21 protein-coding genes and 3 pseudogenes are annotated in these 25,051 nt (G+C 63.8%); 13 read left to right on the top strand and 11 right to left on the bottom strand.

Annotated features, from left to right (window positions below; all coding sequences use genetic code 11):
• Nucleotides 1-69: 69 nt before the first annotated feature.
• A complete protein-coding gene (locus tag ABIE53_RS07550; protein ID WP_006048247.1) occupies nucleotides 70-459 on the bottom strand; it encodes a methylglyoxal synthase in 390 nt (129 codons plus the stop codon).
• 111 nt (nucleotides 460-570) lie between these two features.
• Nucleotides 571-1,350 (bottom strand): SDR family oxidoreductase, encoded by a 780-nt coding sequence (locus ABIE53_RS07545; RefSeq protein WP_006048248.1) that lies wholly within the window; start codon nucleotides 1,348-1,350, stop codon nucleotides 571-573.
• Between the two features lie 247 nt (nucleotides 1,351-1,597).
• Between ABIE53_RS07545 and upp the strand changes: the two genes are divergently transcribed.
• The 9 genes and pseudogenes from upp to rng all read left to right on the top strand — a co-directional run bounded on the left by upp (nucleotide 1,598) and on the right by rng (nucleotide 10,050).
• Complete coding sequence (upp, locus tag ABIE53_RS07540) at nucleotides 1,598-2,248, top strand: uracil phosphoribosyltransferase (RefSeq protein WP_006048249.1); 651 nt, start codon at nucleotides 1,598-1,600, stop codon at nucleotides 2,246-2,248.
• Between the two features lie 337 nt (nucleotides 2,249-2,585).
• The gene (locus tag ABIE53_RS07535; RefSeq protein ID WP_027776629.1) at nucleotides 2,586-3,314 is read left to right on the top strand and encodes a YebC/PmpR family DNA-binding transcriptional regulator; all 729 of its coding nucleotides are present in this window, start codon (nucleotides 2,586-2,588) and stop codon (nucleotides 3,312-3,314) included.
• 237 nt (nucleotides 3,315-3,551) lie between these two features.
• Nucleotides 3,552-4,850, top strand: coding sequence for a phosphoribosylamine--glycine ligase (gene purD / locus ABIE53_RS07530; RefSeq protein ID WP_006048251.1), 1,299 nt, complete (start codon nucleotides 3,552-3,554; stop codon nucleotides 4,848-4,850).
• A gap of 194 nt (nucleotides 4,851-5,044) precedes the next feature.
• Nucleotides 5,045-5,968: an oxygen-dependent coproporphyrinogen oxidase gene (gene hemF, locus ABIE53_RS07525; protein ID WP_107710159.1), complete on the top strand. Its 924-nt coding sequence runs from the start codon at nucleotides 5,045-5,047 to the stop codon at nucleotides 5,966-5,968.
• Nucleotides 5,969-6,035: 67 nt separating this feature from the next.
• Nucleotides 6,036-6,752: a nicotinate-nucleotide adenylyltransferase gene (locus ABIE53_RS07520; RefSeq protein ID WP_107710161.1), complete on the top strand. Its 717-nt coding sequence runs from the start codon at nucleotides 6,036-6,038 to the stop codon at nucleotides 6,750-6,752.
• Between the two features lie 4 nt (nucleotides 6,753-6,756).
• Nucleotides 6,757-7,212, top strand: a complete 456-nt coding sequence (gene rsfS / locus ABIE53_RS07515) for a ribosome silencing factor (RefSeq protein WP_006048254.1) — start codon at nucleotides 6,757-6,759, stop codon at nucleotides 7,210-7,212.
• A gap of 67 nt (nucleotides 7,213-7,279) precedes the next feature.
• Nucleotides 7,280-7,750 (top strand): 23S rRNA (pseudouridine(1915)-N(3))-methyltransferase RlmH, encoded by a 471-nt coding sequence (rlmH, locus tag ABIE53_RS07510; RefSeq protein WP_006048255.1) that lies wholly within the window; start codon nucleotides 7,280-7,282, stop codon nucleotides 7,748-7,750.
• Between the two features lie 190 nt (nucleotides 7,751-7,940).
• Nucleotides 7,941-8,571: pseudogene (locus ABIE53_RS07505) on the top strand (Maf family protein).
• A 9-nt stretch (nucleotides 8,572-8,580) separates the two neighbouring features.
• Nucleotides 8,581-10,050, top strand: coding sequence for a ribonuclease G (gene rng, locus ABIE53_RS07500; RefSeq protein WP_029969842.1), 1,470 nt, complete (start codon nucleotides 8,581-8,583; stop codon nucleotides 10,048-10,050).
• A gap of 122 nt (nucleotides 10,051-10,172) precedes the next feature.
• On the opposite strand, the gene ABIE53_RS07495 is transcribed toward rng, so the two are convergent.
• Nucleotides 10,173-10,877: a GntR family transcriptional regulator gene (locus ABIE53_RS07495; protein WP_006048258.1), complete on the bottom strand. Its 705-nt coding sequence runs from the start codon at nucleotides 10,875-10,877 to the stop codon at nucleotides 10,173-10,175.
• A 217-nt stretch (nucleotides 10,878-11,094) separates the two neighbouring features.
• Between ABIE53_RS07495 and ABIE53_RS07490 the strand changes: the two genes are divergently transcribed.
• Together ABIE53_RS07490 and ABIE53_RS07485 are read left to right on the top strand one after the other, a co-directional pair.
• On the top strand, nucleotides 11,095-12,369 hold the full coding sequence (locus ABIE53_RS07490) for a glucarate dehydratase family protein (RefSeq protein ID WP_107710307.1): 1,275 nt from the start codon (nucleotides 11,095-11,097) through the stop codon (nucleotides 12,367-12,369).
• Between the two features lie 79 nt (nucleotides 12,370-12,448).
• Nucleotides 12,449-13,738: an MFS transporter gene (locus ABIE53_RS07485; protein ID WP_006048260.1), complete on the top strand. Its 1,290-nt coding sequence runs from the start codon at nucleotides 12,449-12,451 to the stop codon at nucleotides 13,736-13,738.
• Between the two features lie 140 nt (nucleotides 13,739-13,878).
• Here the strand turns inward: ABIE53_RS07485 and ABIE53_RS07480 are convergent.
• A pseudogene (locus ABIE53_RS07480) lies at nucleotides 13,879-14,638 on the bottom strand (SDR family NAD(P)-dependent oxidoreductase).
• A 96-nt stretch (nucleotides 14,639-14,734) separates the two neighbouring features.
• Between ABIE53_RS07480 and ABIE53_RS07475 the strand changes: the two are divergent.
• Both ABIE53_RS07475 and ABIE53_RS07470 read left to right on the top strand, forming a co-directional pair.
• Nucleotides 14,735-15,649, top strand: coding sequence for a LysR family transcriptional regulator (locus ABIE53_RS07475; RefSeq protein ID WP_374710221.1), 915 nt, complete (start codon nucleotides 14,735-14,737; stop codon nucleotides 15,647-15,649).
• Nucleotides 15,650-15,852: 203 nt separating this feature from the next.
• Nucleotides 15,853-16,170 carry a hypothetical protein gene (locus ABIE53_RS07470; protein WP_006048264.1) on the top strand — a complete coding sequence of 106 codons (318 nt, stop codon included), beginning with the start codon at nucleotides 15,853-15,855 and terminating at the stop codon, nucleotides 16,168-16,170.
• Between the two features lie 1,012 nt (nucleotides 16,171-17,182).
• Here ABIE53_RS07470 and ABIE53_RS07465 read toward each other — a convergent pair.
• From ABIE53_RS07465 to ABIE53_RS07435, 7 genes and pseudogenes are all read right to left on the bottom strand, one after another.
• The gene (locus ABIE53_RS07465; RefSeq protein WP_107710164.1) at nucleotides 17,183-17,770 is read right to left on the bottom strand and encodes a c-type cytochrome; all 588 of its coding nucleotides are present in this window, start codon (nucleotides 17,768-17,770) and stop codon (nucleotides 17,183-17,185) included.
• 123 nt (nucleotides 17,771-17,893) lie between these two features.
• The gene (locus ABIE53_RS07460) at nucleotides 17,894-19,219 is read right to left on the bottom strand and encodes an amidase (RefSeq protein WP_192700176.1); all 1,326 of its coding nucleotides are present in this window, start codon (nucleotides 19,217-19,219) and stop codon (nucleotides 17,894-17,896) included.
• Nucleotides 19,220-19,238: 19 nt separating this feature from the next.
• Nucleotides 19,239-20,219, bottom strand: a complete 981-nt coding sequence (locus ABIE53_RS07455) for an ABC transporter substrate-binding protein (RefSeq protein ID WP_107710168.1) — start codon at nucleotides 20,217-20,219, stop codon at nucleotides 19,239-19,241.
• 43 nt (nucleotides 20,220-20,262) lie between these two features.
• Entirely contained in the window at nucleotides 20,263-21,120 is an 858-nt protein-coding gene (locus tag ABIE53_RS07450; protein ID WP_107710170.1) for an ABC transporter permease, read from the bottom strand.
• Nucleotides 21,117-21,893 carry an ABC transporter ATP-binding protein gene (locus tag ABIE53_RS07445; RefSeq protein ID WP_006048271.1) on the bottom strand — a complete coding sequence of 259 codons (777 nt, stop codon included), beginning with the start codon at nucleotides 21,891-21,893 and terminating at the stop codon, nucleotides 21,117-21,119. Before ABIE53_RS07445 ends, ABIE53_RS07450 begins: the two co-directional genes overlap by 4 nt.
• A gap of 54 nt (nucleotides 21,894-21,947) precedes the next feature.
• Nucleotides 21,948-23,244 (bottom strand): annotated as a pseudogene (oxlT, locus tag ABIE53_RS07440) (oxalate/formate MFS antiporter).
• Between the two features lie 107 nt (nucleotides 23,245-23,351).
• Nucleotides 23,352-24,962 carry a gamma-glutamyltransferase family protein gene (locus tag ABIE53_RS07435; RefSeq protein WP_107710174.1) on the bottom strand — a complete coding sequence of 537 codons (1,611 nt, stop codon included), beginning with the start codon at nucleotides 24,960-24,962 and terminating at the stop codon, nucleotides 23,352-23,354.
• Between the last annotated feature and the right edge of the window lie 89 nt (nucleotides 24,963-25,051).

Here is a 25,051-nt window from a genome sequence, read left to right as displayed (position 1 = left end):
TGCCGGCTATTTATGTTGCCGTTGAATGTTGCCAATGAGTGTTTGCCGATCAGCCGCGCGCGTGCGGCGTCAAACCTGCTGCGTGATACGCAGCGTGAGCGCGTCGAGCACCATGCGCGCCGTCGAAATGTTCGTCGCGCACGGAATGTTGTGCACGTCGCACGCCCGCACGAGCGCGTTGATGTCCGGCTCGTGCGGTTGCGGCGTCATCGGATCGCGCAGAAAGATCACCATGTCCACGCGCCCTTCCGCGAGTTGCGCACCGATCTGCAAGTCGCCGCCGTGCGGGCCCGACAGCATGCGCTCGACCTGCAGCCCATGCGCGTCGCTGATGCGTCCGCCCGTCGTGCCGGTCGCGATGATGTCGCAGCGCCGCAGCGTGTCGACGTATTCGCCGGCCAGCGCGACGATGTCGTCCTTCTTGTGATCGTGCGCGATCAGCGCAATGCGGGTGGTCATGTCGTAAGACTCCTGAAACCGTTGTGATTGTCGTTGTTGTGATGCTGCTTGAATTGCTGACTGCTGGGCTGCTTGTCGGGCAGGCGCTGCGAAGAAGACGACTGCACGCGCCTAGAAAGTGCCCGGATACGCGCCGCCGTCGATCAGCCAGTTCTGTCCCGTGATGTAGCCCGCATGCACGCTGCACAGAAACGCGCAGGCGCGGCCGAACTCGTCGCGCGTGCCGAAGCGGCCCGCGGGAATCGCTTTCATGCGCTGCTCGCGCGCCTGATCGACGGAAATGTTTTGCGATTTTGCGGTCGCCGCCATCGTGACGGCGATGCGATCCGTGTCGAACATGCCCGGCAGCAGGTTGTTGATCGTGACGCCGGTCGGCGCCATCTTGCGCGCGAGGCCCGCGACGAAACCGGTCAGGCCCGAACGCGCGCCGTTTGAGAGGCCCAGCACGTCGATAGGCGCCTTCACCGCCGAACTCGTGATGTTGACGATGCGCCCGAAGCCGCGCGCGCTCATCGAGTCGATGGTCGCGCGGATCAGTTCGATCGGCGTCAACATGTTGCTTTCGAGCGCGCGAATCCAGTCGTCGTGCGTGAAGTTGCGGAAGTCGCCCGGCGGCGGGCCGCCCGCATTGTTGACGAGAATGTCGGGCTGCGGACAGGCGGCGAGCGCCGCGGCCCGGCCCTCGGGCGTGGTGATGTCGCACGCGACCGTGTTCACCTGCACGCCGCTTTGCCGGCGAATCTCGTCGGCCGTCGCCTCGAGCGTCTCGGCGGTGCGCGCGACGATCGTCAGGTTGACGCCTTCGGCGGCGAGCGCTTCCGCGCAGCCGCGCCCCAGGCCCTTGCTCGCCGCGCAAACCAGCGCCGTGCGTCCTGCGATTCCCATGTCCATGTGTGCGTTCTCCTCGCTGGCGTCTTGCCGATGGTTGCAAAGTTTCCCCCGATTCTAGAAGAATCGGTGCCAGGCTGCGCCGGCCCGCTGCAATCTTCGGTATCTTCGGGTGGCACTCTTTCGGTAAACTTGCGCCGTGGCGCGTTCGCCGGTCGTCGCAAGTTGTGTTTGCCGGCCGGGCGAAGCGCCGAACCGATCTCCGAATCGGCCTCGAATCGATCTCTTACCCGCCGCGTGTGCCCCCGCCATGACTCAGGACAGCCGTTTCCCCAATCTTTTCATCCTCGATCACCCGCTGATCCAGCACAAGCTGTCGCACATGCGCGACCGGGACACGTCCACGCGCACGTTCCGCGAGCTGCTGCGCGAGATCACGCTTTTGATGGGCTACGAAATCACCCGCAATCTACCGATGACCACGCGCCGCCTGAACACGCCGCTCGTCGAGATCGACGCGCCGGTGATCGCCGGCAAGAAGCTCGCGATCGTGCCGGTGCTGCGCGCGGGCATCGGCATGTCGGACGGTTTGCTCGAACTGGTGCCGTCGGCGCGTGTGGGCCACATCGGCGTGTATCGGGCCGAGGACCATCGGCCGGTCGAATATCTGGTGCGTCTGCCCGATCTCGAAGACCGCGTGTTCATTCTGTGCGATCCGATGGTCGCGACCGGCTACTCCGCCGTGCATGCGGTCGACGTGCTCAAGCGCCGCAACGTGGCCGGCGAGAACATCCTGTTCCTCGCGCTCGTCGCCGCGCCCGAGGGCGTGCAGGTGTTCCAGGACGCGCATCCGGACGTGAAGCTCTTCGTCGCGTCGCTCGATTCGCATCTGAACGAGCACGCGTACATCGTGCCGGGCTTGGGCGACGCGGGCGACCGGCTGTTCGGCACGAAGAACTGAACGTTGTCGAAAAAGCCGGTGCGCGGCGCCTGGTTCGCGCCGCGCACGCATACTTTTCCTGCAATGTCGGGCCATCCCGGGCGACGGCGGCCGCTGCCGCACCCCCGCGGCGTGATAAAATTCGAATCCACTCGAAGCGCGGCCTCGCGCGCAGCGCGAGGCGCGGCGGGCATTTCGGTGCGCCATGCAGCGCAGGCAATCAGCCAGGACCGGCGGCGCGCAGCCGGGCAGAACGGCCGGCACGAATTTGACATCGAGGCGCCTTGACGAGCGCCTGAAAAATCGCAACGACAATTGCACACTGCGCGCCCCGCTGGCGCGCGCGACGGAGAAAGGTATGGCGGGTCATTCGAAATGGGCCAACATCAAGCATAAGAAAGCAGCGGCCGATGCCAAGCGCGGCAAGGTCTGGACGCGGCTCATCAAGGAAATTCAGGTCGCGGCGCGCATGGGCGGCGGCGACATCGACTCGAATCCGCGTCTGCGGCTCGCCGTCGAAAAGGCGTACGACGCCAACATGCCGAAAGACAACGTCAACCGCGCGATCCAGCGCGGCGTGGGCGGCGTCGACGGTGCGAACTACGAAGAAATCCGCTACGAAGGCTACGGCATCGGCGGTGCGGCGGTGATCGTCGACACCATGACCGACAACCGCACGCGCACGGTCGCGGAAGTGCGTCACGCGTTCTCGAAGAACGGCGGCAACATGGGCACTGACGGCTCGGTGTCGTTCATGTTCGACCACGTCGGCCAGTTCCTGTTTGCGCCCGGCACGCCCGAAGACAAGCTGATGGAAGCGGCGCTCGAAGCCGGCGCCGACGACGTGGTGACGAACGAGGACGGCAGCATCGAAGTGCTCTGCCCGCCGAACGATTTCCCGAAGGTGAAGACCGCGCTCGAAGCCGCGGGCTTCAAGGCCGAAGTGGCCGAGGTCACGATGAAACCTCAGACGGAAGTCGAGTTCACCGGCGACGACGCCGTGAAAATGCAGAAGCTGCTCGACGCGCTGGAAAATCTGGACGACGTGCAGGAAGTCTATACAAACGCCGCGATCGCCGACGAATGAAGCCGCTGGCCGGGCAAGCCGCCTTTGTGCGCATGCCGCCGGCCGGTTTCAACGTTGCTGCTGAACGGGCCTGGCCGGGACGGCGCTGAGGCGTCCTGTCGCGCTGCCCTCGTCCGGGTTCGCCATGCGTTGCGCCGCCACAACCGGCTGCGAACATGGCGGAACTCACTGTTATTGCACGGCTCGCCGCCGCACAGGGCGGCCGCCGTTTTTGGTTTTTAAGTCTCGGGGATTCACATGAAGTTACTCGTCGTCGGTTCCGGCGGTCGCGAACATGCGCTCGCATGGAAGCTCGCGCAATCGCCGCGGGTCCAGCTCGTCTACGTGGCTCCTGGCAACGGCGGCACCGCCCAGGACGAGCGCCTGCGCAACGTCGACATCACCGAGCCGGCTGCGCTCGCCGATTTCGTCGAGAAGGAACAGATCGCCTTCACGCTGGTCGGGCCGGAAGCGCCGCTCGCCGCGGGCATCGTCAATCTGTTCCGCTCGCGCGGTCTGAAGATTTTCGGACCGACGAAGGAAGCGGCGCAGCTCGAAAGCTCGAAAGACTTTGCGAAGGCGTTCATGAAACGCCACGCGATTCCGACGGCCGAGTACGAAACGTTCGCCGATGTCGCCGCCGCGCACGCGTATCTCGATGCGAAGGGCGCGCCGATCGTCATCAAGGCCGATGGCCTGGCTGCCGGCAAGGGCGTGGTCGTCGCGCAGACGCTGGAAGAAGCGCACGCCGCCGTCGACATGATGCTGTCGGACAACAAGCTCGGCGACGCCGGCGCGCGCGTCGTGATCGAAGAGTTTCTGGCGGGCGAGGAAGCGAGCTTCATCGTGATGGTCGACGGCAAGCATGTGCTGCCGCTCGCGTCGAGCCAGGACCACAAGCGTTTGCTCGACGGCGATCAGGGCCCGAACACCGGCGGCATGGGCGCGTACTCGCCCGCGCCTATCGTCACGCCGCAACTGCACGCGCGCGTGATGCGCGAAATCATCCTGCCGACAGTGCGCGGCATGGAGAAGGAAGGCATCCGCTACACGGGTTTCCTGTACGCCGGTCTGATGATCGACGCGCAAGGCAATCCGAAGACGCTCGAGTTCAACTGCCGCATGGGCGACCCGGAAACGCAGCCGATCATGGCGCGTCTGAAGGGCGACTATTCGAAGGTGGTCGAGCAGGCGATTGCCGGCACGCTCGATACGGTCGAACTGGAGTGGGACCGCCGCACCGCGCTCGGCGTGGTGCTCGCCGCGTACAACTATCCGGACACGCCGCGCAAGGGCGACCGCATCAACGACATTCCGGCCGAAACGGCGGATTCGGTCACCTTCCATGCGGGCACGACTTACGCGGACGGCAAGCTGGTCACGTCGGGCGGCCGTGTGCTGTGCGTGGTGGGTCTGGCCGATTCCGTGCGCAGCGCGCAGTCGGTCGCGTACGAAACGATCAACCAGATTTCGTTCGACGGCATGCAGTACCGGCGCGACATCGGCTATCGCGCATTGAACCGCAAGCACGACGCCAGGACCGAAGGCAAGCACTGAAGCGCCAGTCCGCCATGCCGCCCTGCCCGTGTGCCGCGCCAACGGCGCTACACTGCGGGTTGGCGGCGGCTCGTTGCCGCGCGGCGGCAATCCGCACTGAACGGCCGCACCTTTGCGGCAACCTCCGCCCCACCCAGCGCGGCGCTTCACGACGAACCCGCGGCACCGGCGTGCCGCCTTCAGCACCTGCATTGATGACCGATTCGAGCTACGACGCACAAGCCGTGCGCACCTGGCTGCAAGGCCTGCAAACGCAGATTGCGGACACCCTGGGCGCCTTCGACGGCAAGCCCTTCGCCACCGACGCATGGCAGCGCACGCCCGGCGAAAAACTGCGCGGCGGCGGCTGCACGCGGATTCTCGAAGGCGGCGACTTCTTCGAGCGCGCGGGCATCGGCTTTTCGGACGTCGCGGGCGACGCGTTGCCGGGCTCCGCGAGCGCGGCGCGTCCGCAACTGGCCGGGCGCGGCTTCGAGGCAATGGGCGTGTCGCTCGTGCTGCACCCGCACAATCCGCACTGCCCGACCGTGCATATGAACGTGCGCCTGCTGATCGCGACCAAGCCCGGCGAAGAGCCGGTGTTCTGGTTCGGCGGCGGCATGGACCTGACGCCGTACTACGGTTACGAAGACGACGCGCGGCATTTTCATCGCGTGTGCCGCGATGCGCTCGAGCCTTATGGCGCCGACCTCTATCCGAGTTTCAAGCGCTGGTGCGACGAGTATTTCTTCCTCAAGCACAGGAACGAGCCGCGCGGCATCGGCGGGATTTTTTTCGACGATTACTCGGCGCCGGGCTTCGATCAATCGTTCGCGATGATGAGAAGCGTGGGTGAGGGATTCCTCAAAGCCTACCTGCCGATCATCGAAAAGCGCCGCAACATTCCGTACGGCCAGGCCGAGCGCGATTTCCAGGCTTACCGGCGCGGACGCTACGTCGAGTTCAATCTGGTCTTCGACCGTGGCACACTGTTTGGGCTGCAGAGCGGCGGACGCACCGAATCGATTCTGATGTCGATGCCGCCTGTGGTGAACTGGCGCTACAACTGGCAGCCCGAGCCGGGCACGCCGGAAGCGCGCCTTTATAGCGATTTTCTCGTGCCGCGCGAGTGGGTTTGAGTGCTGTGAGCGCCCCGCAATTCCGGAAGCCCGCACTGCCCGCCACGTCACGACAAAGGATCTTTACCTGAAGCCGAACGCTCATCCCGTTGCGCTGCCTCGCCGGATCGGTCTGCTCGGCGGCACCTTCGACCCGATCCACGACGGCCACCTCGCGCTCGCGCGGCGTTTCGCCCACGTGCTGCGCCTGACCGAGCTCGTGCTGCTGCCGGCCGGCCAGCCGTGGCAGAAAGCGGACGTGTCGCCCGCCGAGCATCGGCTTGCAATGACGCGCGCGGCGGCAAGCGAACTGAAGCTGCCCGGCGTCGAGGTGCGAGTCGCCACCGACGAAATCGAGCACGAAGGCCCGACGTACACCGTCGACACGCTGCAACACTGGCGCGAACGCGAAGGCAACGAGACGTCCATTGCGTTGCTGATCGGCGCGGATCAACTGGTGAAGCTCGACACATGGCGCGACTGGCGGCGCCTGTTCGACTTCGCGCACATCTGCGCGGCCACGCGGCCCGGATTCGATCTCGCGTCGATTCCGCCCGCCGTCGCGCAGGAAATCGACGCGCGCCGCGCCGGCGCCGAGGTTCTGCAAGCCACGCCTTGCGGCCACTTGCTGATCGACACGACGCTCGCGTTCAACGTTTCGGCCACCGACATTCGCGCGCATCTGCGCGAACAGGTGAGCCAGCGGCTTGCCCATGTAGGCGGCGAACAGCACGGCGAGGCCGCAAGCCACGTCCCCACCGCGGTGTGGGACTACATTCTTCAACATCATCTGTACCACCGGTAACCTCATGGATATTCGCAAACTGCAACGCGTGATCGTCGACGCTCTCGAAGACGTCAAGGCGCAAGACATCAAGGTGTTCAACACCAGCCACCTGACCGCGCTGTTCGATCGCGTGATCGTCGCGAGTGGCACCTCGAACCGGCAAACCAAGGCGCTCGCCTCGAGCGTGCGCGAAGGCGTGAAGGAAGCCGGCGGCGACATCATCAGCACCGAGGGCGAGGACATCGGCGAATGGGTGCTGGTGGATTGCGGCGACGCGATCGTCCACATCCTGCAACCGGCGCTGCGCCAGTACTACAACCTCGAGGAAATCTGGGGCGACAAGCCGGTGCGTCTGAAGCTGTCGACGCCTGATCCGTTCGGCGGCGCGCGTTCGAGCGAGCCCGACGAAGAAGACGAGGACGACGAAGCGCCGGCCGTCAAAAAGCCCGCGCGCAAGACCGCCACGCGACGCAAGTGAGCGGGCTTTGCCCGGTTCTCTTCGATCCGTTCACTGTAGACGTCCGCGAGCAGCGCTCTAAAGCTCGATGAAACTGCACATTCTCGCCGTCGGCCACAAGATGCCGGACTGGATCGCGACGGGCTTCGACGAATACGCGAAACGCATGCCGCCCGAGCTGCGCATCGAACTGCGCGAGATCAAGCCGGAGCAGCGTTCGTCCGCGCGCTCGGCCGAAAGCGTGATGGCCGCCGAGCGCGTGAAGATCGAAGCCGCGCTGCCGAAGAACGCGCGCATTGTCGCGCTCGACGAACGCGGCAAGGACTGGACCACCATGCAGCTTGCGGGCGCCCTGCCCGGCTGGCAGCAGGACGGCCGCGACGTCGCGTTTCTGATCGGCGGCGCTGACGGACTCGACCCCGAACTGAAGGCGCGCGCCGACCTGCTGCTGCGCGTGTCGAGCCTCACGCTGCCTCACGCGATGGTGCGCGTGCTGCTCGCCGAACAGCTTTACCGCGCGTGGACCATCACGCAAAATCACCCCTATCATCGCGTGTGAGCAGACGCGGACGGTGACGCGCCACGTCCCGCGCCGCATCGTATTGCATCACCACTCGGCGCACGCGACGCATTGCTTCAATGGCGTCCGTCCCCGCGCCTTTGCACGCGAGCGCAGCGCGATAACGCCTGTCCGCACTTCGCGCCCGACATCATCGCGCTACCGCTAATCCGTTCCAACGAGACTCGTTATGCCAACGTCCGCTGCCTCGCTGCATCCTTTCGTCTATCTCGCGTCGCAGAGTCCGCGCCGTCAGGAGTTGTTGCAACAGATCGGCGTGCGCTTCGAGTTGCTGCTGCCGCGCCCCGACGAAGATGCCGAAGCGCTCGAAGCCGAACTGCCAGGTGAGCGTGCGCGCGACTATGTGCAGCGCGTGTGCGTGGCTAAAGCGCGCGCCGCGCATGCGCGTCTCGTAGCCGGCGCTCATGCCGCGCGACCGATTCTGGTTTGCGGATACAACGGTCACCATCGACGACGCGATTCTCGGCAAACCGCTCGACGCCGACGACGCCGCCGCGATGCTCACGCGCCTCGCGGGCCGCGATCACGAAGTGCTGACCGCGGTTGCCGTCGTCGATGCACAGGGTGAGTTGTTGCCGGCCGCGCTGTCCGTGTCGAAGGTGCGCTTTGCTGCGCTGCACGCGGACGCGATTCGCCGCTACGTGGCGAGCGGCGAACCGCTCGGCAAGGCGGGCGCCTATGGCGTGCAAGGGCGCGCCGCGGAGTTTATCGAGCATATCGACGGGTCCTATTCAGGTATCATGGGTTTGCCGCTTTTTGAAACCGCTGCCCTTCTGCGTGCAGCGCGCATCGACTTCTAGAACAACACCATGAATGAAGAAATCCTGATTAATGTCACGCCGCAGGAAACGCGCGTCGCGCTCGTCCAGCAAGGCGCCGTCCAGGAACTTCACGTCGAACGAACGCTGTCGCGGGGCCGCGTCGGCAACGTCTATCTCGGCAAGGTCGTGCGCGTGTTGCCGGGTATGCAATCGGCGTTTATCGACATCGGTCTCGAACGTGCCGCGTTTTTGCATGTCGCGGATATATGGCATCCGCGCATTGCCGGTGAGCCGCAACATCAAACGCCGCACCAGCCGATCGAAAAGATCGTGTTCGAAGGTCAGACGCTGATGGTCCAGGTGGTGAAGGACCCGATCGGCACGAAGGGCGCGCGGCTTTCCACGCAAGTGAGCATTGCCGGCCGCACGCTCGTGTATCTGCCGCAGGAACCGCATATCGGCATTTCGCAAAAGATCGAGAGCGAAGCCGAGCGCGAAGCGGTGCGCGCGCGTCTGACCGCCGTGCTGCCCGCCGATGAGAAAGGCGGCTACATCGTTCGCACCATTGCCGAAGATGCGACGAGCGAAGAGCTTGCCGCGGACGTCGCGTATCTGCGCAAGACGTGGGCGACGATTCTGTCGCAAGGTCAGCGCATGCCGCCGACCAGTTTGCTCTATCAGGATCTGAATCTCGCGCAACGCGTGCTGCGCGATTTCGTCAACGACGAGACGTCGCGCATCCAGGTCGATTCGCGCGAGACGTATCAGATGCTGGCCGATTTCGCTGCCGAATTCACGCCTGCCGTGTCCTCGAAACTGCACCACTACACGGGCGAGCGGCCGCTCTTCGATCTGTACAACATCGAGGCGGAAATTCAGCGCGCGCTATCGCGCCGTGTCGACCTGAAGTCGGGCGGCTACCTGGTGATCGACCAGACCGAGGCGATGACCACCATCGACGTGAATACGGGCGGCTACGTCGGCGCGCGCAATTTCGACGACACGATCTTCAAGACCAACCTCGAAGCGGCGCATACCATTGCGCGCCAATTGCGGCTGCGCAATCTGGGCGGCGTGATCATCATCGACTTCATCGACATGGAAAACGTCGAGCATCGCGACCAGGTGCTGAGCGAGCTGAAGCGAGCGTTGTCGCGCGACCGTACGCGCGTGACCGTGAACGGTTTTTCGCAACTTGGGCTCGTTGAGATGACGCGCAAGCGCACACGCGAGTCGCTCGCGCATGTGCTGTGCGAACCCTGCCCCGTTTGCCAGGGCAAGGGCCAGGTGAAGACGCCGCGCACGGTCTGCTACGACGTGCTGCGCGAGATTTTGCGCGAGTCGCGGCAGTTCAATCCGCGCGAGTTTCGCGTGGTGGCGTCGCAGCAGGTGATCGATCTTTTCCTCGAGGAAGAGTCGCAGCATCTGGCGATGCTGATCGACTTTATCGGCAAGCCGGTGTCGTTGCAGGTGGAGTCGAATCTGAGTCAGGAGCAGTACGATATCGTGCTGATGTAGCTCCACCTACGGCCGAGGCGTTCCGCGCAGACATCGAAAAACTGCGCGCACTGCGGCCAGCGCAGCAGTTCCAGCAAGGCTGCCCGCTCGCGAGCCTTCACACAGACACACTGTGCCGCGTTTCAATCGTCGGTCAGAAAGTCCGGATGACTGGTGCGAATCTGCTCGATCTGATGCAGGGTTCCCGACAGATGCCCGCGCAGCGCCGCCTGCGCCGCGGTCGCGTCGCCGCGTTCGATAGCATCGACAATTTCTGTGTGCTCCTGCACCACCGCCATCGTCTTGCCCTCGACGGGCAAATGCAAACGACGCAACCGGTCGATATGGCCGCTCAGCCTGCGCACCAGGTCCCACAACTGCGGCACGCCCGCGGCCTCGTACATCTGACGATGAAACGTCTGGTCGAATAACGCGAACCGCTCGTAGTTGTTCAGGTCCAGTAGTTCGGTTTGCCTCGCGATGGTGGCGCGCAACGCCGCGATAAGCGCGGCATCGTGCTGCTCGGCGAGGGTCCGCACCACTTCCAGTTCTATCGAACGGCGCAGGAAATGCGCCTGCAACGCGGAGCTCACGTTGATCTGACTGACGACGGTCGCGTGCTGGGGAAAGATGTCGACGAGGCCTTCTTCACCGAGCTTCATCAGCGCGTCGCGCACCGGCGTCTGGCTCAAACCATAGCGGTTTGCGAGCTCAGCGCGCGAGAGCACCGTGCCCGGTGTCAGTTCGAGTGAAAGGATCATTTCGCGCAGTCGTTCGAATACTTGCGGCGCGGCATGGCGGGACCGGTCGAGCCGGGTCACCACGGAAGAGCTGGCGTTGTTTTTCATGGCAAACCGAAGCGCTAAAAGCGGGAAAGCGGGCGCAGCCGGCAAAGGACACTGGCTAAGACATTAGTACTATAGCCGACGCCCGCCCCTTCCAGTAAGGCCTCGGCGCGTTGCCGCGCCGGCCGCGCCTGAGTAGTTACCCTACTGACGCACTAATACATTAGTGCTTTACCATCGCGTCACCTTGTTCGCTTTCTTCATTGAAGACCTTCACGCCATGACTCGCGACATCACCATCACGCAGGTTCGAATCACTCCGATCGCCTTTCGCGACGGCCCGCTGCTGAACGCCGCCGGGATTCACGAACCTTGGGCGTTGCGCGCCATTCTGGAACTGGAAACGAGCGACGGCCGCGTCGGCATCTCCGAAACTTACGGCGACGAGCCCATGCTGCGCGTGCTCGAAGAGGCCAGGGCGCTCGTGACTGGCCTCTCGCCGTTCGACCTGAACCGCCTGGAAGAACGCGTGCGAGGCGCGATCAAGGCGAGTCCCGGCGCGGTTGAGTTCGAACTGGCGCCCGGCTCCCATTCGGCGAAAAACGCGCCAAAAGTAATCAGCGCGCTCGAAGTCGCCATGCTCGACCTGCAAGGGCAGATTGTCGGCGCGCCGGTCGTGGATCTGCTGGGAGGCAAGGTTCGCGATGCCGTCCCGTACAGCGCCTACCTCTTCTTCAAGTACGCGGAGCACGTCGATAAACCCTATGCGCCCGACGCCTGGGGCGAAGGCCTGAGCCCGGAGCAGATCGTCGCGCAGGCGCGCCGCATGATCGGCCTGTACGGTTTTCAGAGCATCAAGCTGAAGGGCGGCGTATTCGAGCCGAAGCACGAAATAGCATGCATGCGCGCGCTGCACGACGCGTTCCCCGGCATGCCGCTGCGGCTCGACCCGAATGCGAACTGGACGCTCGAAACGAGCATCGCGGCCGCGCCTGAACTCGACGACCTGCTCGAGTATTACGAAGATCCGTGCCCCGGCCTCGCCGGCATGGCGGAACTCGCCAGGCACACGCGCCTGCCGCTCGCGACCAACATGGTGATCACGACCATGGAAGATTTCCGGCGCGGCGCCGAAATGGGCTCGGTCAAGGTGCTGCTGTCGGACCATCACTACTGGGGCGGGCTGCGCGCAACACAGACGCTCGCGCGCATGTGCAAGCTGTGGGATCTCGGCATGTCGATGCACTCGAACTCGCATCTCGGCATCAGCCTGATGGCGATGACGCATGTCGCCGCAAGCATCCCGAACCTGACCTACGCGTGCGATACGCACTATCCGTGGCAGGAAGAAGAAGTCATCAAGGGCGGCCGCGTGAAGTTCGATAACGGCACGGTCCACGTACCGGACACGCCGGGCCTTGGCGTCGAACTCGACCGCGAGCGGCTCGCGGAGTTGCACGCGCAGTACCTGTCGTGCGGCGTGCGCAATCGCGACGACCTGGCGCAGATGCGAAAGTACGACCCGGCCTTTAGCGGCAAGAACCCGCGCTTTTAAAGGACCGTTCGCACCGTGCGTTATGCGGCTTTCCCGACCGCGCGCCGGCGCAACCATCCTCAAGACCTCCGGAGACACAATGAAAATAATGGAAGCCCAAGCCGCCGGCGCGCAAAGCGCGGTCGGCCGCTATAGATGGACGATCTGCGCGCTGATCTTCTTTGCGACGACGATCAACTACATGGATCGTCAGATGCTCGGCCTGCTCGCGCCGCTGCTGCAGAAGGACATCGGCTGGAATCAGGTTCAGTATGCGCAGACCGTCATGGTGTTCACTGTCGCCTATGCGGTCGGCCTCGCGATTTTTGGCCGGATCGCGGACCGCTTCAGCACGAAGGCCGTGTACGGCAGCGCAATGGCAATGTGGAGTCTCGCCGCAATGCTGCACGCGGTGGCGTCGAGCGTACCGGGCTTTGCGGCTGTGCGAGGTCTGCTCGGTTTTGGCGAAGCGGCCAACTTTCCGGTCGCGATCCGCACCACGGCCACGTGGTTTCCGAAGAAAGAGCGCGCGTTGGCGACGGGCCTCTGGAACATGGGCGCCACCATCGGCGGAATCGTCGCGCCGGCTTTCGTGCCGATCGCCGCGGTAATGTGGGGCTGGCGCGCGACCTTCATCGCGGGCGGCGCCACGGGTTTCATCTGGCTCGCGGTGTGGCTGTTCGTGTACCGGCAGCCTGCGCAGCATCCGTCGGTGTCGAAGAGCGAACTCGATTACATCAATTCGGACCGCGACGAAGCCGTCGAACAATCGGTCAGTTGGCTTTCCGTGCTGAAGTATCGGGAGACGTGGGCTTTTATCGTCGGCAAGCTGCTGACCGATCCCGTGTGGTGGTTTTATCTGTTCTGGCTGCCCAAGTGGCTCAATGAATCGAGGCACATCGACATCCGCAATCTGGGCTTGCCGCTGATCGCGATCTACACGATGGCGTCGGTCGGCAGCGTGGCCGGCGGGTGGCTCTCGTCGCACCTGATGGCGCGATATAACAAGCCCAACTTTGCGCGCAAGATCTCGATGGGAATCTGCGCGGTGTGCGTCGTGCCGATTGCCACCCTCTCACATTTCCAAAGCCTTTGGTACGCGGTCTTCGCAGTGGGTCTGGCCGCCGCGGCGCACCAGGGATGGTCGGCGAACCTCGTCACGCTGGTAGGTGATGTGTTCCCGCGCCGCCTGGTGGGCACGGTGGTCGGCATCGGCGGCGTCGCGGGCATGGTCGGCTCGTTCTTCTACTCGGGCGTGATCGGCGAGACGCTGCAGCGCACCGGCCAGTATTGGGCGCTCTTCGCGGTTGGCGCATCGGCCTATCTGGTCGCGCTCGGCATCATCCATCTGCTCATGCCACGCATGGCGCCGGTGAAATTGCGCGATTGAAAAACCCTTTGCAGTAAAACGCGGAGCCTGTGCGGCATGTCGATTCCCGCACTGGTTCCGTTTCGCGACTGGTCAGCAAGCGGCGCGCATATCGAGCGTGCGCGCCGTCGCCTGAATGAATGAGTGAATGAATGGCAGCGTCAGATCGCGAGCCCGCCTGACACCTCGATGCGTTGAGCGTTGATCCAGCGATTGTCCTCCGACAGAAGCGAGGCAATCATCGGGCCGATGTCGTCGGGCACGCCGGGGCGGCCGAGCGCGGTCATCTCCCCGATGCGCCGGTTCATCTCCGGGTTGTCGCGCACGATGCCGCCGCTGAAGTCCGTCTCGACAGCGCCCGGCGCGACCACATTGACCGCGATGCGGCGCGGCCCGAGTTCCTTCGCCAGATACCTGGTCAGCGTTTCGACGGCGGCCTTCATCGAACCGTAGGGCCCGCTCTCCGGTACGATGATGCGGCGTGAGTCCGCTCGAAACGTTGACGATTCTGCCTCCATCGCGAATCAGCGGCAGCAGCTTCTGCGTCAGAAAGAACACGCCCTTGAAGTGGATGTTGTAGAGTGCGTCCAGCTCGGCTTCAGTCGTGTTTTCGATGCGGTTATGATGCGAGTTCCCTGCATTGTTGACGAGGTAGTCGAAGCGGTCGGCGCCCCATTCCCTCAGCGTGTCGCGCAGCGTCGTGACGAATGCATCGAACGCACTGGCGTCGCCGGTATCGAGCTTCAAGGCCGCCGATCTGCTCCCCGTGGCGCGGGCTTTGGCGAGCACTTCGTCGGCGGCCGCGCGATTCACGTGATACGTAAAGACAGTGTCGATGCTGCGCTCCGCGAGCCTCAGCACCGTGTTGCGGCCTAGGCCCCGGCTGCCGCCGGTGACGATTGCGATCTTACTTGCTGGCATGGCGATTCCTCCATTGAACATGCGTCGATCGTAATGACCGGCATGCCGGACGATAAGCCTGCGCACACCGCACGGGCTGTGCGGAATAGACGAACAATGACCATTGCACCGAACATCAAGGATTTGACGGCGTTCGTCGCCGTGATAGAAGCTGGCGGTTTCCGCGACGCTGCGCGCGCAATCGGCAGCAGTCCGTCCGCCGTCAGCGAAGCGGTGCGCCGCCTCGAAACGCGCACCGGCGTGCGGCTGCTGCATCGCACGACGCGCAGCGTCGCTGCGACTGAAGCGGGCACGCGCCTGCTGTCGCAGCTCAGGCCCGCACTCGACGGACTGGAAGCGGCGCTCGACGTGGTCAATCAATTCCGCGACAAGCCGTTCGGCAAGCTCAAGCTGAACGTGCCGGTGGTCGCCGCGCGGCTCATCCTGCCGCGGATACTGCCGGCGTTCCTGTCGATGTATCCGGAGATCGAACTGGAAGTCGTCGCTGACGACAGCTTCGTCGATCTGTTGTCCGCAGGCTGCGACGCGGGCATCCGGTACGGTGAAAGCCTCCAGCAGGACATGATCGCGGTGCCTATCGGCCCGCGCGAGCAGCGCATGGCGCTCGGCGCCTCACCGGCGTATCTGGCACGGCACGGACGGCCCGAACATCCCGACGATCTTGTGCGGCATGCCTGTCTGCGGCACCGCTTCTCAAGCGGCGCAATAGCCGAATGGCTCTTCGAACGCGACGGCAAAACCGTGCGGATCGAGCCGCAGGGGCCGTTGATCGTGCGCACGGGGAGCTCCGCAGAACTGTCGGTCGACGTCGCGCTCGCGGGCAACGGCATCGTGCAGTTATTCGACGACTGGCTCCGTCCGCACTTTGAAAGCGGCGCCCTCGAACCGGTGTTGGAGCCGTGGTGGTTGCGCTTTCCCGGGCCCTATCTTTACTATCCGGGACGCCGCTACCTGCCCGCGCCGCTGCGCGCGTTCGTCGACTTCGTCAAGGCCGAATGCGAGCGCGCATGAATGTAGTTGATGGTTCGATGAGCCGCGAACGCGGCGACCGAATCGGGCTCGCCATATCGCCCGAGATATTGCGGAGATGCGCAGGTCGCATCTAAAACTGAACAGTACGATATCGTGCTGATGTAGCTCCGCCCGACCAATAGTTCGCGATTTCCGAAGCCAACAGGACTACACTTGAGGTACTGAATTCCGGGAGCAGCGCAATGGACGACTCTACCTCTCGAGGCACCTTTCGCGGTCTCCCATTGACTCCCGAGCAGGACGCGGAAGTCAGGCACTATATAAAGACGAAAAGCCGGCGAGGCGAGCCGTGGGACACGCCGGAGCTGGAGCTTCTACTCAAAGACATGCTTGTGCCGCCGTTAGACGAAGACACAGAAGCCGGCGCGACCGTCGACGAAGTGAGATCCGCCGCCGAACGCGCGACAACCTTTTCCGACGAAACAATGGACCCGATTGAAGCAAGCGAGGAGCGCAATGCCGCTATGGAAGCGGAGGGAATGAAAGGCCCGAGGCACTGATCCTGGCTCACGCCGGTAATGCGCGTGGCAATTAAATTGGTGAATCGACAGATACCTGCATATCTGCACGCGTCGAGTCGAACACTGTGAAAGTCTTACATAAAAAAGGAAGTCATCATGAGCAAAGCCCACGACGCGAAAAAGACGGAAAAGAAAGTCGCTACAAAAACGCCGAAGGAAAAGAAAGACGCGAAGAAGCTGAAGAAGGAGGCTTCGAAGCGTCAATAAGTATGACTATGCCAGGAGCACCGCTGAACTCACACTCACGGCGGGTTAAGCGGCGCTCCTGCCAGCATTGGTGCCGCGACGGTAAAAACGGCAGCAGCCGTTACGGTCGCCTGGGCGGTGTACTGCCACTCTGCGAGCCCCGATTGTAGGGCTGTGGTTGGGACGATCGGCCGTCCGCTCCTTCGTCCTTGCGCGTGCTGTTATCGGCGGCATTATTCTTTTTGTTTGGCGCAGCAGTCGGGGCCGTGCGGTTCAAGGTTTGCAGTTGCAGCAGCTTCAAGAGGCGGTCGTCCGCGTGCGCAGTGGCCGTAGCGGCCATGCAGCTCGCGACAAGCAGTCCCATCGTCACTCGTGATCTAAGTATCGTAGTCATCGACGTCTCCCATCGAACGGCAATCGCCAGCGTATTCATCAGGAATGCCGCGCATGAACCGCGCCTGCCCGCTGACGACCGTTTGCCAGTTCCGCTTTCCATAGTACTCGCTGATGTAACCGGTGCAGCAGCACCGCGGAAATTCATCGCTTGCTATTAATCACATAGCCGATGCCGCGGACCGTCTGAATAGCATGTGGTCGACATGTGAGGGAAAAAACACGCGGGCATTTTCACGTGCATGTTTTGTTCGTGACAGACATTGCCGTCGTAATCGACGATCTGTCCGCGAGTAACCGGATCGCGCGTCGCCGGGTGCCTCACATCCTGTGCCGCGCAACCAGTCAGGATCACTACGCATTGCAGCGTAATCAGGAAGCGCTTCATTTCGTGTTTGGTAACTCGCGGCTCTTATTGAGCGTGAGCGCCCGACGCAATGCGGGCTGACGGCGCGGCGGTGCCCGAGCTCGACACGCCGTGCACCATCCCGTCATACTGTTCCTTCGATACCCCGCGCTCGGCGTAGATAAACGCCGCCACCTGCCAGAGCGTCTGGTCAGACTGCGTCTTGCCGAACGACGGCATCGCCGTCATGTTGACGCCATGCTTGATGACCCAGAACATCAGCTCCGGCTTATTGCGGCGTTGCGCAGCCAGCAGCGAGGGCGCGGCCGGCTGAATGCCTTGACCCACCGCGCTCAGCGGACGGTCCGGCGCGCCGTGACAGGTCGCACAGTTGGCGTCGTACATGCGCGCACCGGCCCGAACGTTTTCGAGCGACAGTAGATCGCCAGGTGCGATGTCGCGTCCCCCATGCCGGTGCAGAGACGCTTCGTAGGTCGCATGCAGCGTCGCGGCGAGGTACGGATTGTCTTTCGAACTCGCCGATACGTCGTAAATTCCCGAACGGACGAATGCAAGCGCGCCGCCGCCGATCAGCACGAGCAGACCGACGGCGGTGGCAACAATCTTTGCAAGCGTGGAATGAAGAAAACGCATGACGTGTCTGCCGATAAAGGTTCGAAGACCTCTCATTATCGGCAGCGTTGCTTGCCGGACGCCGTCGTCTGTATTACCGATTTGTCATCAAACCAGCGCGACCGGCCTAGGCACTCCGCGTCGTCACGCGCGCCGCTGCGTCACTGCGTCTTCCCAACCCGTGCGCGCCTCGACCCATTCCGCCAACGCCAGCAAGCCGGCGTCATTCTGCGCGGCGCCCACCAGTTGCGCGCCGAGCGGCAAGCCCGACGGCCCAAATCGCATCGGCACCGTCACAGCGGGCACGCCGAGGAAAGTCCACGGCGCGCAGAACGAGGCGTCGCCCGTATAGTCGAGCCCGCGCGGCGGCTCGCCGGTAGCGGGCGCGACCAGCAGCGCGTCGAGCGTCATGGTTTGCGTCAGCCATGCATGAAAGCGCTGCGCCATCGGCACCTGCGCCGCCTTGATCCGCGCGTAGGTGGTGGCCGGCAACTTGCGCCCTTCATCGACGAGACCGCGCATCGCCGGACTCACGAGTTCGGGCGTGCGCTCGACCAGTTCGCCATGTGTGATCGCGGCTTCCACCGCCATCAGTTGCAGCGCATACGCGGGCGTCGCGAAGACTTCCTCCGGCAAATCCACCGCGACGATCTCCGCGCCGTCGCGCGCGAGTTGCGCCGCCAGCACGTCGAGCGCGGCTTGCTGCGCCGGCTCTATCGCGCCGCCTGCCTGCTTCGACAACACGCCGATGCGCCGCTTGCCTGCGCTAAGCGCGACGGCGGCCACATGCGACGCGTGCGGGTCCGCGACGTCGACGCCCGCGACGAGCTTCAGCACATACGCCACGTCGGCGACGCGTCGCGCGAACAGTCCAACGTGATCGAGCGACCACGCCAGCGGCAACACCCCGGTTCGCGCAATCGTGCCGTACGTAGGCTTGAATCCGACGATGCCGCAATAAGCCGCCGGCCGGATCACCGAGCCCTGCGTCTGCGTGCCGAGCGCGAGCGGCACGATACCGGCCGCCACCGCCGCCGCCGAACCGCTGGACGATCCGCCCGGCGTGAACGCGCCATTCCACGGATTAACCGTCGGTCCCGGATGGCGCCACGCGAACTCGGTCGTCACCGTCTTGCCGATAACCGTCGCGCCGGCGGCCCGCAAGCGCGCCACCACCCACGCATCGCGCTCGGGACGCCGTCCCTTGTACGCCGCCGAGTTGAATTCGGTCGGCATGTCGGCGGTATCGATGACATCCTTCACCGCGACCGGCACGCCGGCGAGCGGCGCGGTTGCATCGGCGAACGTATCCGGCGGTGCGTCGGGCAGATAACAGAACGCGTGCAACGTCGCCTGCGAATGCCGCGCGGCCTCGTAAGCGTCCGAAACATATTGCGCAGGCGTGGCGTCACCGGCGGCGAGCGCCGCGCGTATTTCGCCGATGGTCGGTGCTTGATTGAATAGGGTCATGAGAGCGTCGGAAAGCAGTTTATTTCGCGGCAAGCGCGGGCTGGATATAACTGTGGACGACGAACGTATCGTACTTCGGCTGCTGCTTCAGATTGCCAAGCGCGATTTGCGTATCCATTGCAACGGCCAGCGCTTTCGGCGTGATGTCGACGCTCTTCGGATACACGCCTTCGGTCAGCATGCGCTTGACGGCCGCATCCACCACGGCCGCATCGAGCGTCGGGAATTCCTTGCGCGCGATCGCCTGCGTTTCCGCCGGATTGCTTTGCATGTAGCGCAGCGCGTTTTGCAGGCCCTTCACGAAGCGTGCGGCCGCATCGGGATCGACGCCGCGCTTCGCCGAAATCGACGAAAACGCGTACTCGCCATAGAGCTTCGGAAAGCCGAGCACGACTTTCATGCCTTTTGCCACGGCCTGGTCGAGGCCCGGCTCATACATCACCGCGATCTTCGACTGCCCGGCCACGAGCGGTCCAATCTCGGAACCGAGCGGCACCTGGATCAGCTTGACGTCGCTCTGCGACATGCCGTTTTCCTTCAGCAGCTTGAAGAACAAAGAGGTGCTGGTGGTCGGCATCTGTCCGGACACGACGACCTGGTCCTTCACGTCCTTGATGCTGTCGAATTTGACGCCGGGCGCGGTGGCAATCCATACCGCCGCGCCGTTCACGACGTTGGCGATGATGTCGACATCGGCGCCCTTCTCCGCGGCGACCGCCGTCCACTCCGGTCCGTGCAGCGAGAAATCGGCGCTGCCCGACAGCACGGCCGAAAGCGCCGCGCTCGGGCTGCCCGCCGTTTGCTTGGTGACGTCGAGTCCTTCCTTCGTGAAGAAGCCGCCGTCGATCGCGACATAGAGCGGCAGATAAAGCATCGACTGGAACGCCTGCGAAATCGTCACTTTTTTGTCGGCGGCAAATGCCGGCGATGAAACGGATGCAACGCTCAGCGTGAAAACCGTGGTCAGCGCGGCGAGCGCTTTTTTTGCTGTGAATGCCATCGTCCTGTCCTGGGATAAAAGTGATTGGACTGCGGGAATGCGTTTAAACCTTCAGCGTGCTCGTATTCGACGCCTGCCGCCAGGGCAGCAACTTGCGCTCGACGAGATCGATCAGGAAGTACAGCACGAAGCCGATCGCCATCAGCACGAAGAGCCCTTCCCATACGGTGTTGAGGTCGTACAGGCTCGACGCGGTGAAGATCATGTGCCCGAGCCCTTTCTCCGACGAAATGAATTCCCCCACCACGGCGCCGACCAGACCGAAGCCGACGTTGATGCGAAACGTGGAGATCACATACGGCAGCGTGAACGGCACCACGACTTTCATGAACACGTCGTTCTTGTCGGCGCCGAGCGTGACGAGCAGCGCCTGCAGATCGGGATCGGCGTCTTTCGCGGCCTCGTAGGCGGCAATCAACGCGACGATCGCAGTCAGCGAAATCGCCAGCGCGACTTTCGATATCAGGCCGGTGCCGAACCACAAGATCACGATGGGCGCGAACGCGATCTTCGGCACGCTATTGATCGCGACGATGAACGGCTCGATCAGCCGCGCGACGAATGGCGAGTACCAGAGCGCGAGCCCGCACACCGAGCCGACCGCGGTGCCGAACACAAAGCCAAGAATGGCTTCGAAGAGCGTATAGCCGGTGTCGACGAACAACTGATAAGAGCGGATGTCGCGCAGCAGCGCGTCGAAAATTTTCGCTGGCGAGCCGACCAGAAAATTCGATACCCAGCCAAGGCGCGCCGCCCCTTCCCAGATCGCGAAGAAAGCGACCACCGCCGCGAGTTGCAGCAGCGAGCGGCCCCAGCCGCTGTCGAGCACGAGCCGCCGCGCGCGTGCGCGAGGCGCGCGCCGCGCCCCAGCGCTTCTATCGATGGAAACGGATTGCGTCATGCCGCCCTCACCTCGGTCTGAATATCCAGTTCGCCGCACAACGCGTGGAAATAGCCCGCGAAGTTCGGATCGCTGCGCGCGCCGATCGGCGAACGCGCGGCAATGTCGATGTCGTAGACCTTCTTCACCTGCGAAGGCCGACCGCCGAGCACGACGACGCGCTTCGACAACGCGACGGCTTCGTCGATATCGTGCGTGACCAGCACCACGGTCTTGTGGAACGTCTCGACCGCTTCCATCAACACGCCCTCCAGATACAGGCGCGTTTGATAGTCGAGCGCGGAGAACGGCTCATCGAGCAGAATGATGTCGGGATCGTTGATCAACGTGCGGATCAACGCCACGCGTTGGCGCATGCCGCCCGACAACATGCGCGGATAAGCGTTCTCGAAGCCGGCAAGGCCATACGTGTTGAGATACTCCATCGCCATTTCATGCGCTTCGGCCGCCGGCATGCCGGAAAGCTCGGGGCCGATCAGCACGTTCTGCAGCACGGTGCGCCACGGCAACAACAAATCGCGCTGCATCATGTAGCCGACCTTGCCGCGCAATCCGTCCACGGCTTGCCCGCGATAGACGATCTCGCCGCTGTCCGCCTCGAGCAGCCCGGCGATCACATTGAACACCGTCGTCTTGCCGCAGCCCGACGGTCCGATGATGCTGACGAAATCGCGTTCGTGGATGTCGAACGTGAGACCGCCGAGTACGTCCACCGAACCCAGTTTGTTCGAAAACGATTTACGGATATTGCGTAACGCGAGTTGAACTGACATGCATGCTCCTCGATCACGACTCATGGTGCGTCGGCAGAAGCCGCGGCCGTCGCGTCACACACCCTGCGGCGCGGCAAGAAAACGGCGGCGCATCGGTTTGAGCACGGCAATCGCGAGCAGCGCGGTCACGATGTCGAGCGTGATCGCCGTCGAGAACACCGGCACCCAGCTTCCCGCGTGTTGATGCATCAGCGCCGCGAGCGGCCCGCCGAAGATCGAGCCGATGCCCTGCGAGATGTACAGCCAGCCGTAGTTCTCGGTGGCATGACGGGTGCCGAAGGTGTCGGTGAGCGTCGACGGGAACCAGCGAAAAAATCTCGCCCCAGCCGAAGAACACCACGCCCGACAGCAGCACGAACAGCACCGCGTTATCGCGCGTGAAAAGCCACAGCGCCATCGCGACGCCTTCAAGCGCGAATGCGATGAACATCGTGTTTTCGCGGCCCAGCTTGTCGGACACCCAGCCGAACAGCGGCCGCGTGAGGCCGTTCGTGAAGCGGTCGATGGTCAGCGCGAGCGGCAGCGCCGCCATGCCGAATACAAGCACCTGGGTCACGCCGAAGTCGGCGGCGAAGGTGGCCATTTGCGAGGTGACCATCAGGCCCGATGTGGACATCATCGTCATCATCGCGAACATCAGCCAGAAGACGGGCGTCTTCAGCGTTTGTGACGGACGCAGATTCGCCACCGCCGAAACGCCGGAGCCGGCTGCGCTCGCAGCGACGCTTTCGTGCGAAGGCGGCACGCGCAACCCTTGCGACGCCAGCAAGCCGACCAGCGCGAACGCAATGCCGAACATCCACAACGTGGCGTCGATGCCGCGAGCCTGCAACGACGTCGCAATCGGAAACGTCGTGACGATCGCGCCCATGCCGTAGCCGGCCGCCACGGCGCCCGCCGCGAAGCCGCGCTGCTTCGGGAACCAGCGCACCATCAGACCCACGACGCCAACATAGACGATGCCGGTTCCCAATCCGCCGACCACGCCATACGTCAGGTAAAGCATCGGCGCGCTGTGCACCTGCGAAGCCAGCACCCAGCTCAAACCCGACATGACCGTGCCGATGGAGATCAGCACACGCGGACCGAAGCGGTCGATCAGCTTGCCCTGGAACGGCGAGAAGAAAGTTTGCAGAATGATCAGCAGCGAGAACGTCACCTGCAGTTCGGGCAGCGCAACGCCCAGCTTCGCGGCGAGCGGTTTGGTCATCAGCGTCCAGACGTATTGCGGGCTCGAGATCGCCATCATGCAGACGAGACCGAGTCCAAGCTGTAGCCAGCGGTTGTGCGCGGCGGACGTCGAGACGTCCCCTATTTCCGCGGATGTCATGGGTTGAGAGCGTGTGTTCATCGTGACTCCGGTTACTGAGCGAATGCCCGCCGGTAATCGGCGGACGTGCAGCGTCCTCCGGGCCGATAGGCCGGACCTGCGGTTCGATTGAAAAAACGCCTGTAGGCTTACCAGCCCGCGGCGGCGCCGTCACTGCGCGGATCGTGGCCCGCTTCGATCAATCCATTGGGATACCGAACGATTGCGCCGGCATGTCCCATTGCTTCGTCGTAAGGCTGCATCGTCTCGACCTCGTGGCCCAGCGCTTGAAGCCGCGCCACGGTGCCCGGTGCAAAGCGCGCCTCCAGCTTGAGCGTGTCAGTCGATTGGCCCCATGTGCGGCCGAGCAGCCAGCGCGGCGCGTCGATCGCGGCCTGCGGATTCCAGCCGAAGTTGGCGATGCGGGAGAACACCGCGCTCTGCGATTGCGGCTGACCGTCGCCGCCCATGTTTCCGTAGACCATCGTGCGGCCGTCGTCGAAACATGCGAGCGCCGGATTCAACGTATGAAATGGCCTGCGCAACGGCGTCAGCGGATTGAGCGCGCCTTCGTCGAGCGAGAAACTGCAGCCGCGGTTCTGCCAGTTGACGCCCGATTCCGGCAGCACGATGCCGCTGCCGAACTCGTGATAAATGCTCTGGATGAAGCTCACCGACACGCCGTCGCTATCGGTGACGCCAAGCCACACCGTGTCGCCCGGTCCGCGGCCGGCGCCCCACGGCGCGGCCTGCGTCGGCGACATGCGCGCGGCCATTGCGTCGAGCGCGGTGGGTTCGAGAAACGCGCGCGGATCGGCGCGCATGTGGTCCGGATCGGTGATCGCGGTGTCGCGCACGGCGAAGGCCAGCTTGGTCGCCTCGACGCACGCATGCACGAACTCGGGACCGAGCGGGTCCATGTCGTTCGTCAGCACGCGGTCGAGCATGCCGAGAATCAGCAGCGACACGAGCCCTTGCGTGGGCGGCGGCATGTTGTAGATCGTTCCGAGCGAGTGCTTGAGCGCAAGCGGCGTACGAAACCGCGCCTCGTGCCGTTCGAGATCCGCGAGCGTGAGCAGCGAGCCGGCCGATTGCAGATCGCCCGCCATGCTGCGGGCGAGATCGCCGCGATAAAAATCGTCGAGGCCGACATCGGCGAGATGCTGCAAGGTCGCGGCAAGGCGCGGCGCAATGAACAACTCACCGGTGGCCGGCACGCGCTCGCCATGCAAAAACGTTTCGGCGAAGCCGGCAACCGGACGCAATTCATCGAGGCGGCTCGCGACGCACTGCGACTGGCTGCGCGTGACCGGCACGCCGTGTCGCGCGTAATGGATCGCGTCTTCGAGCAGACGCTTGACCGGCATCTTGCCGCCGAGCGTGTCCGCCGACCAGCGATGCGCGAGTTGCCAACCCGACACGGTGCCTGCCACGGTATTGGCCGCGAGCGGTCCGCGCGTCGGAATCGCTGTGAGCCCGCGCGAACGGTATTCGTCGATGGTCGCGGCAAGCGCCGCCGCACCGCACGCCTCGATCGCGACCGGCGCCGCGCCTGGGCGCGAGATCAGCCAGAAACCGTCGCCGCCGATGCTGTTCATGTGCGGATAGACCACGGCGATCGTCGCGGCGGCGCAGATCATCGCCTCGACCGCGTTGCCGCCGTCGCGCAGGACCGCGAGCGCGCTTTGGGCGGCGAGCGCGTGCGGCGCGACCGCCATGCCGCGAGTCGCGCGCGTTGAATTCAGTTGTTCGGACGACATGTTTTCCCGGCAGATTTGCTTGTATACATGCAGATCAGATATGCGAGAACCATGCCAATAAGCGCCGCGGAGTGAAACGTCCGCTACAT

It is taken from the genome of Paraburkholderia sp. OAS925 (assembly GCF_040543975.1).
Taxonomy (GTDB): Bacteria; Pseudomonadota; Gammaproteobacteria; order Burkholderiales; family Burkholderiaceae; genus Paraburkholderia; species Paraburkholderia graminis.
This window is presented reverse-complemented; position numbering and strand designations above follow the sequence as displayed.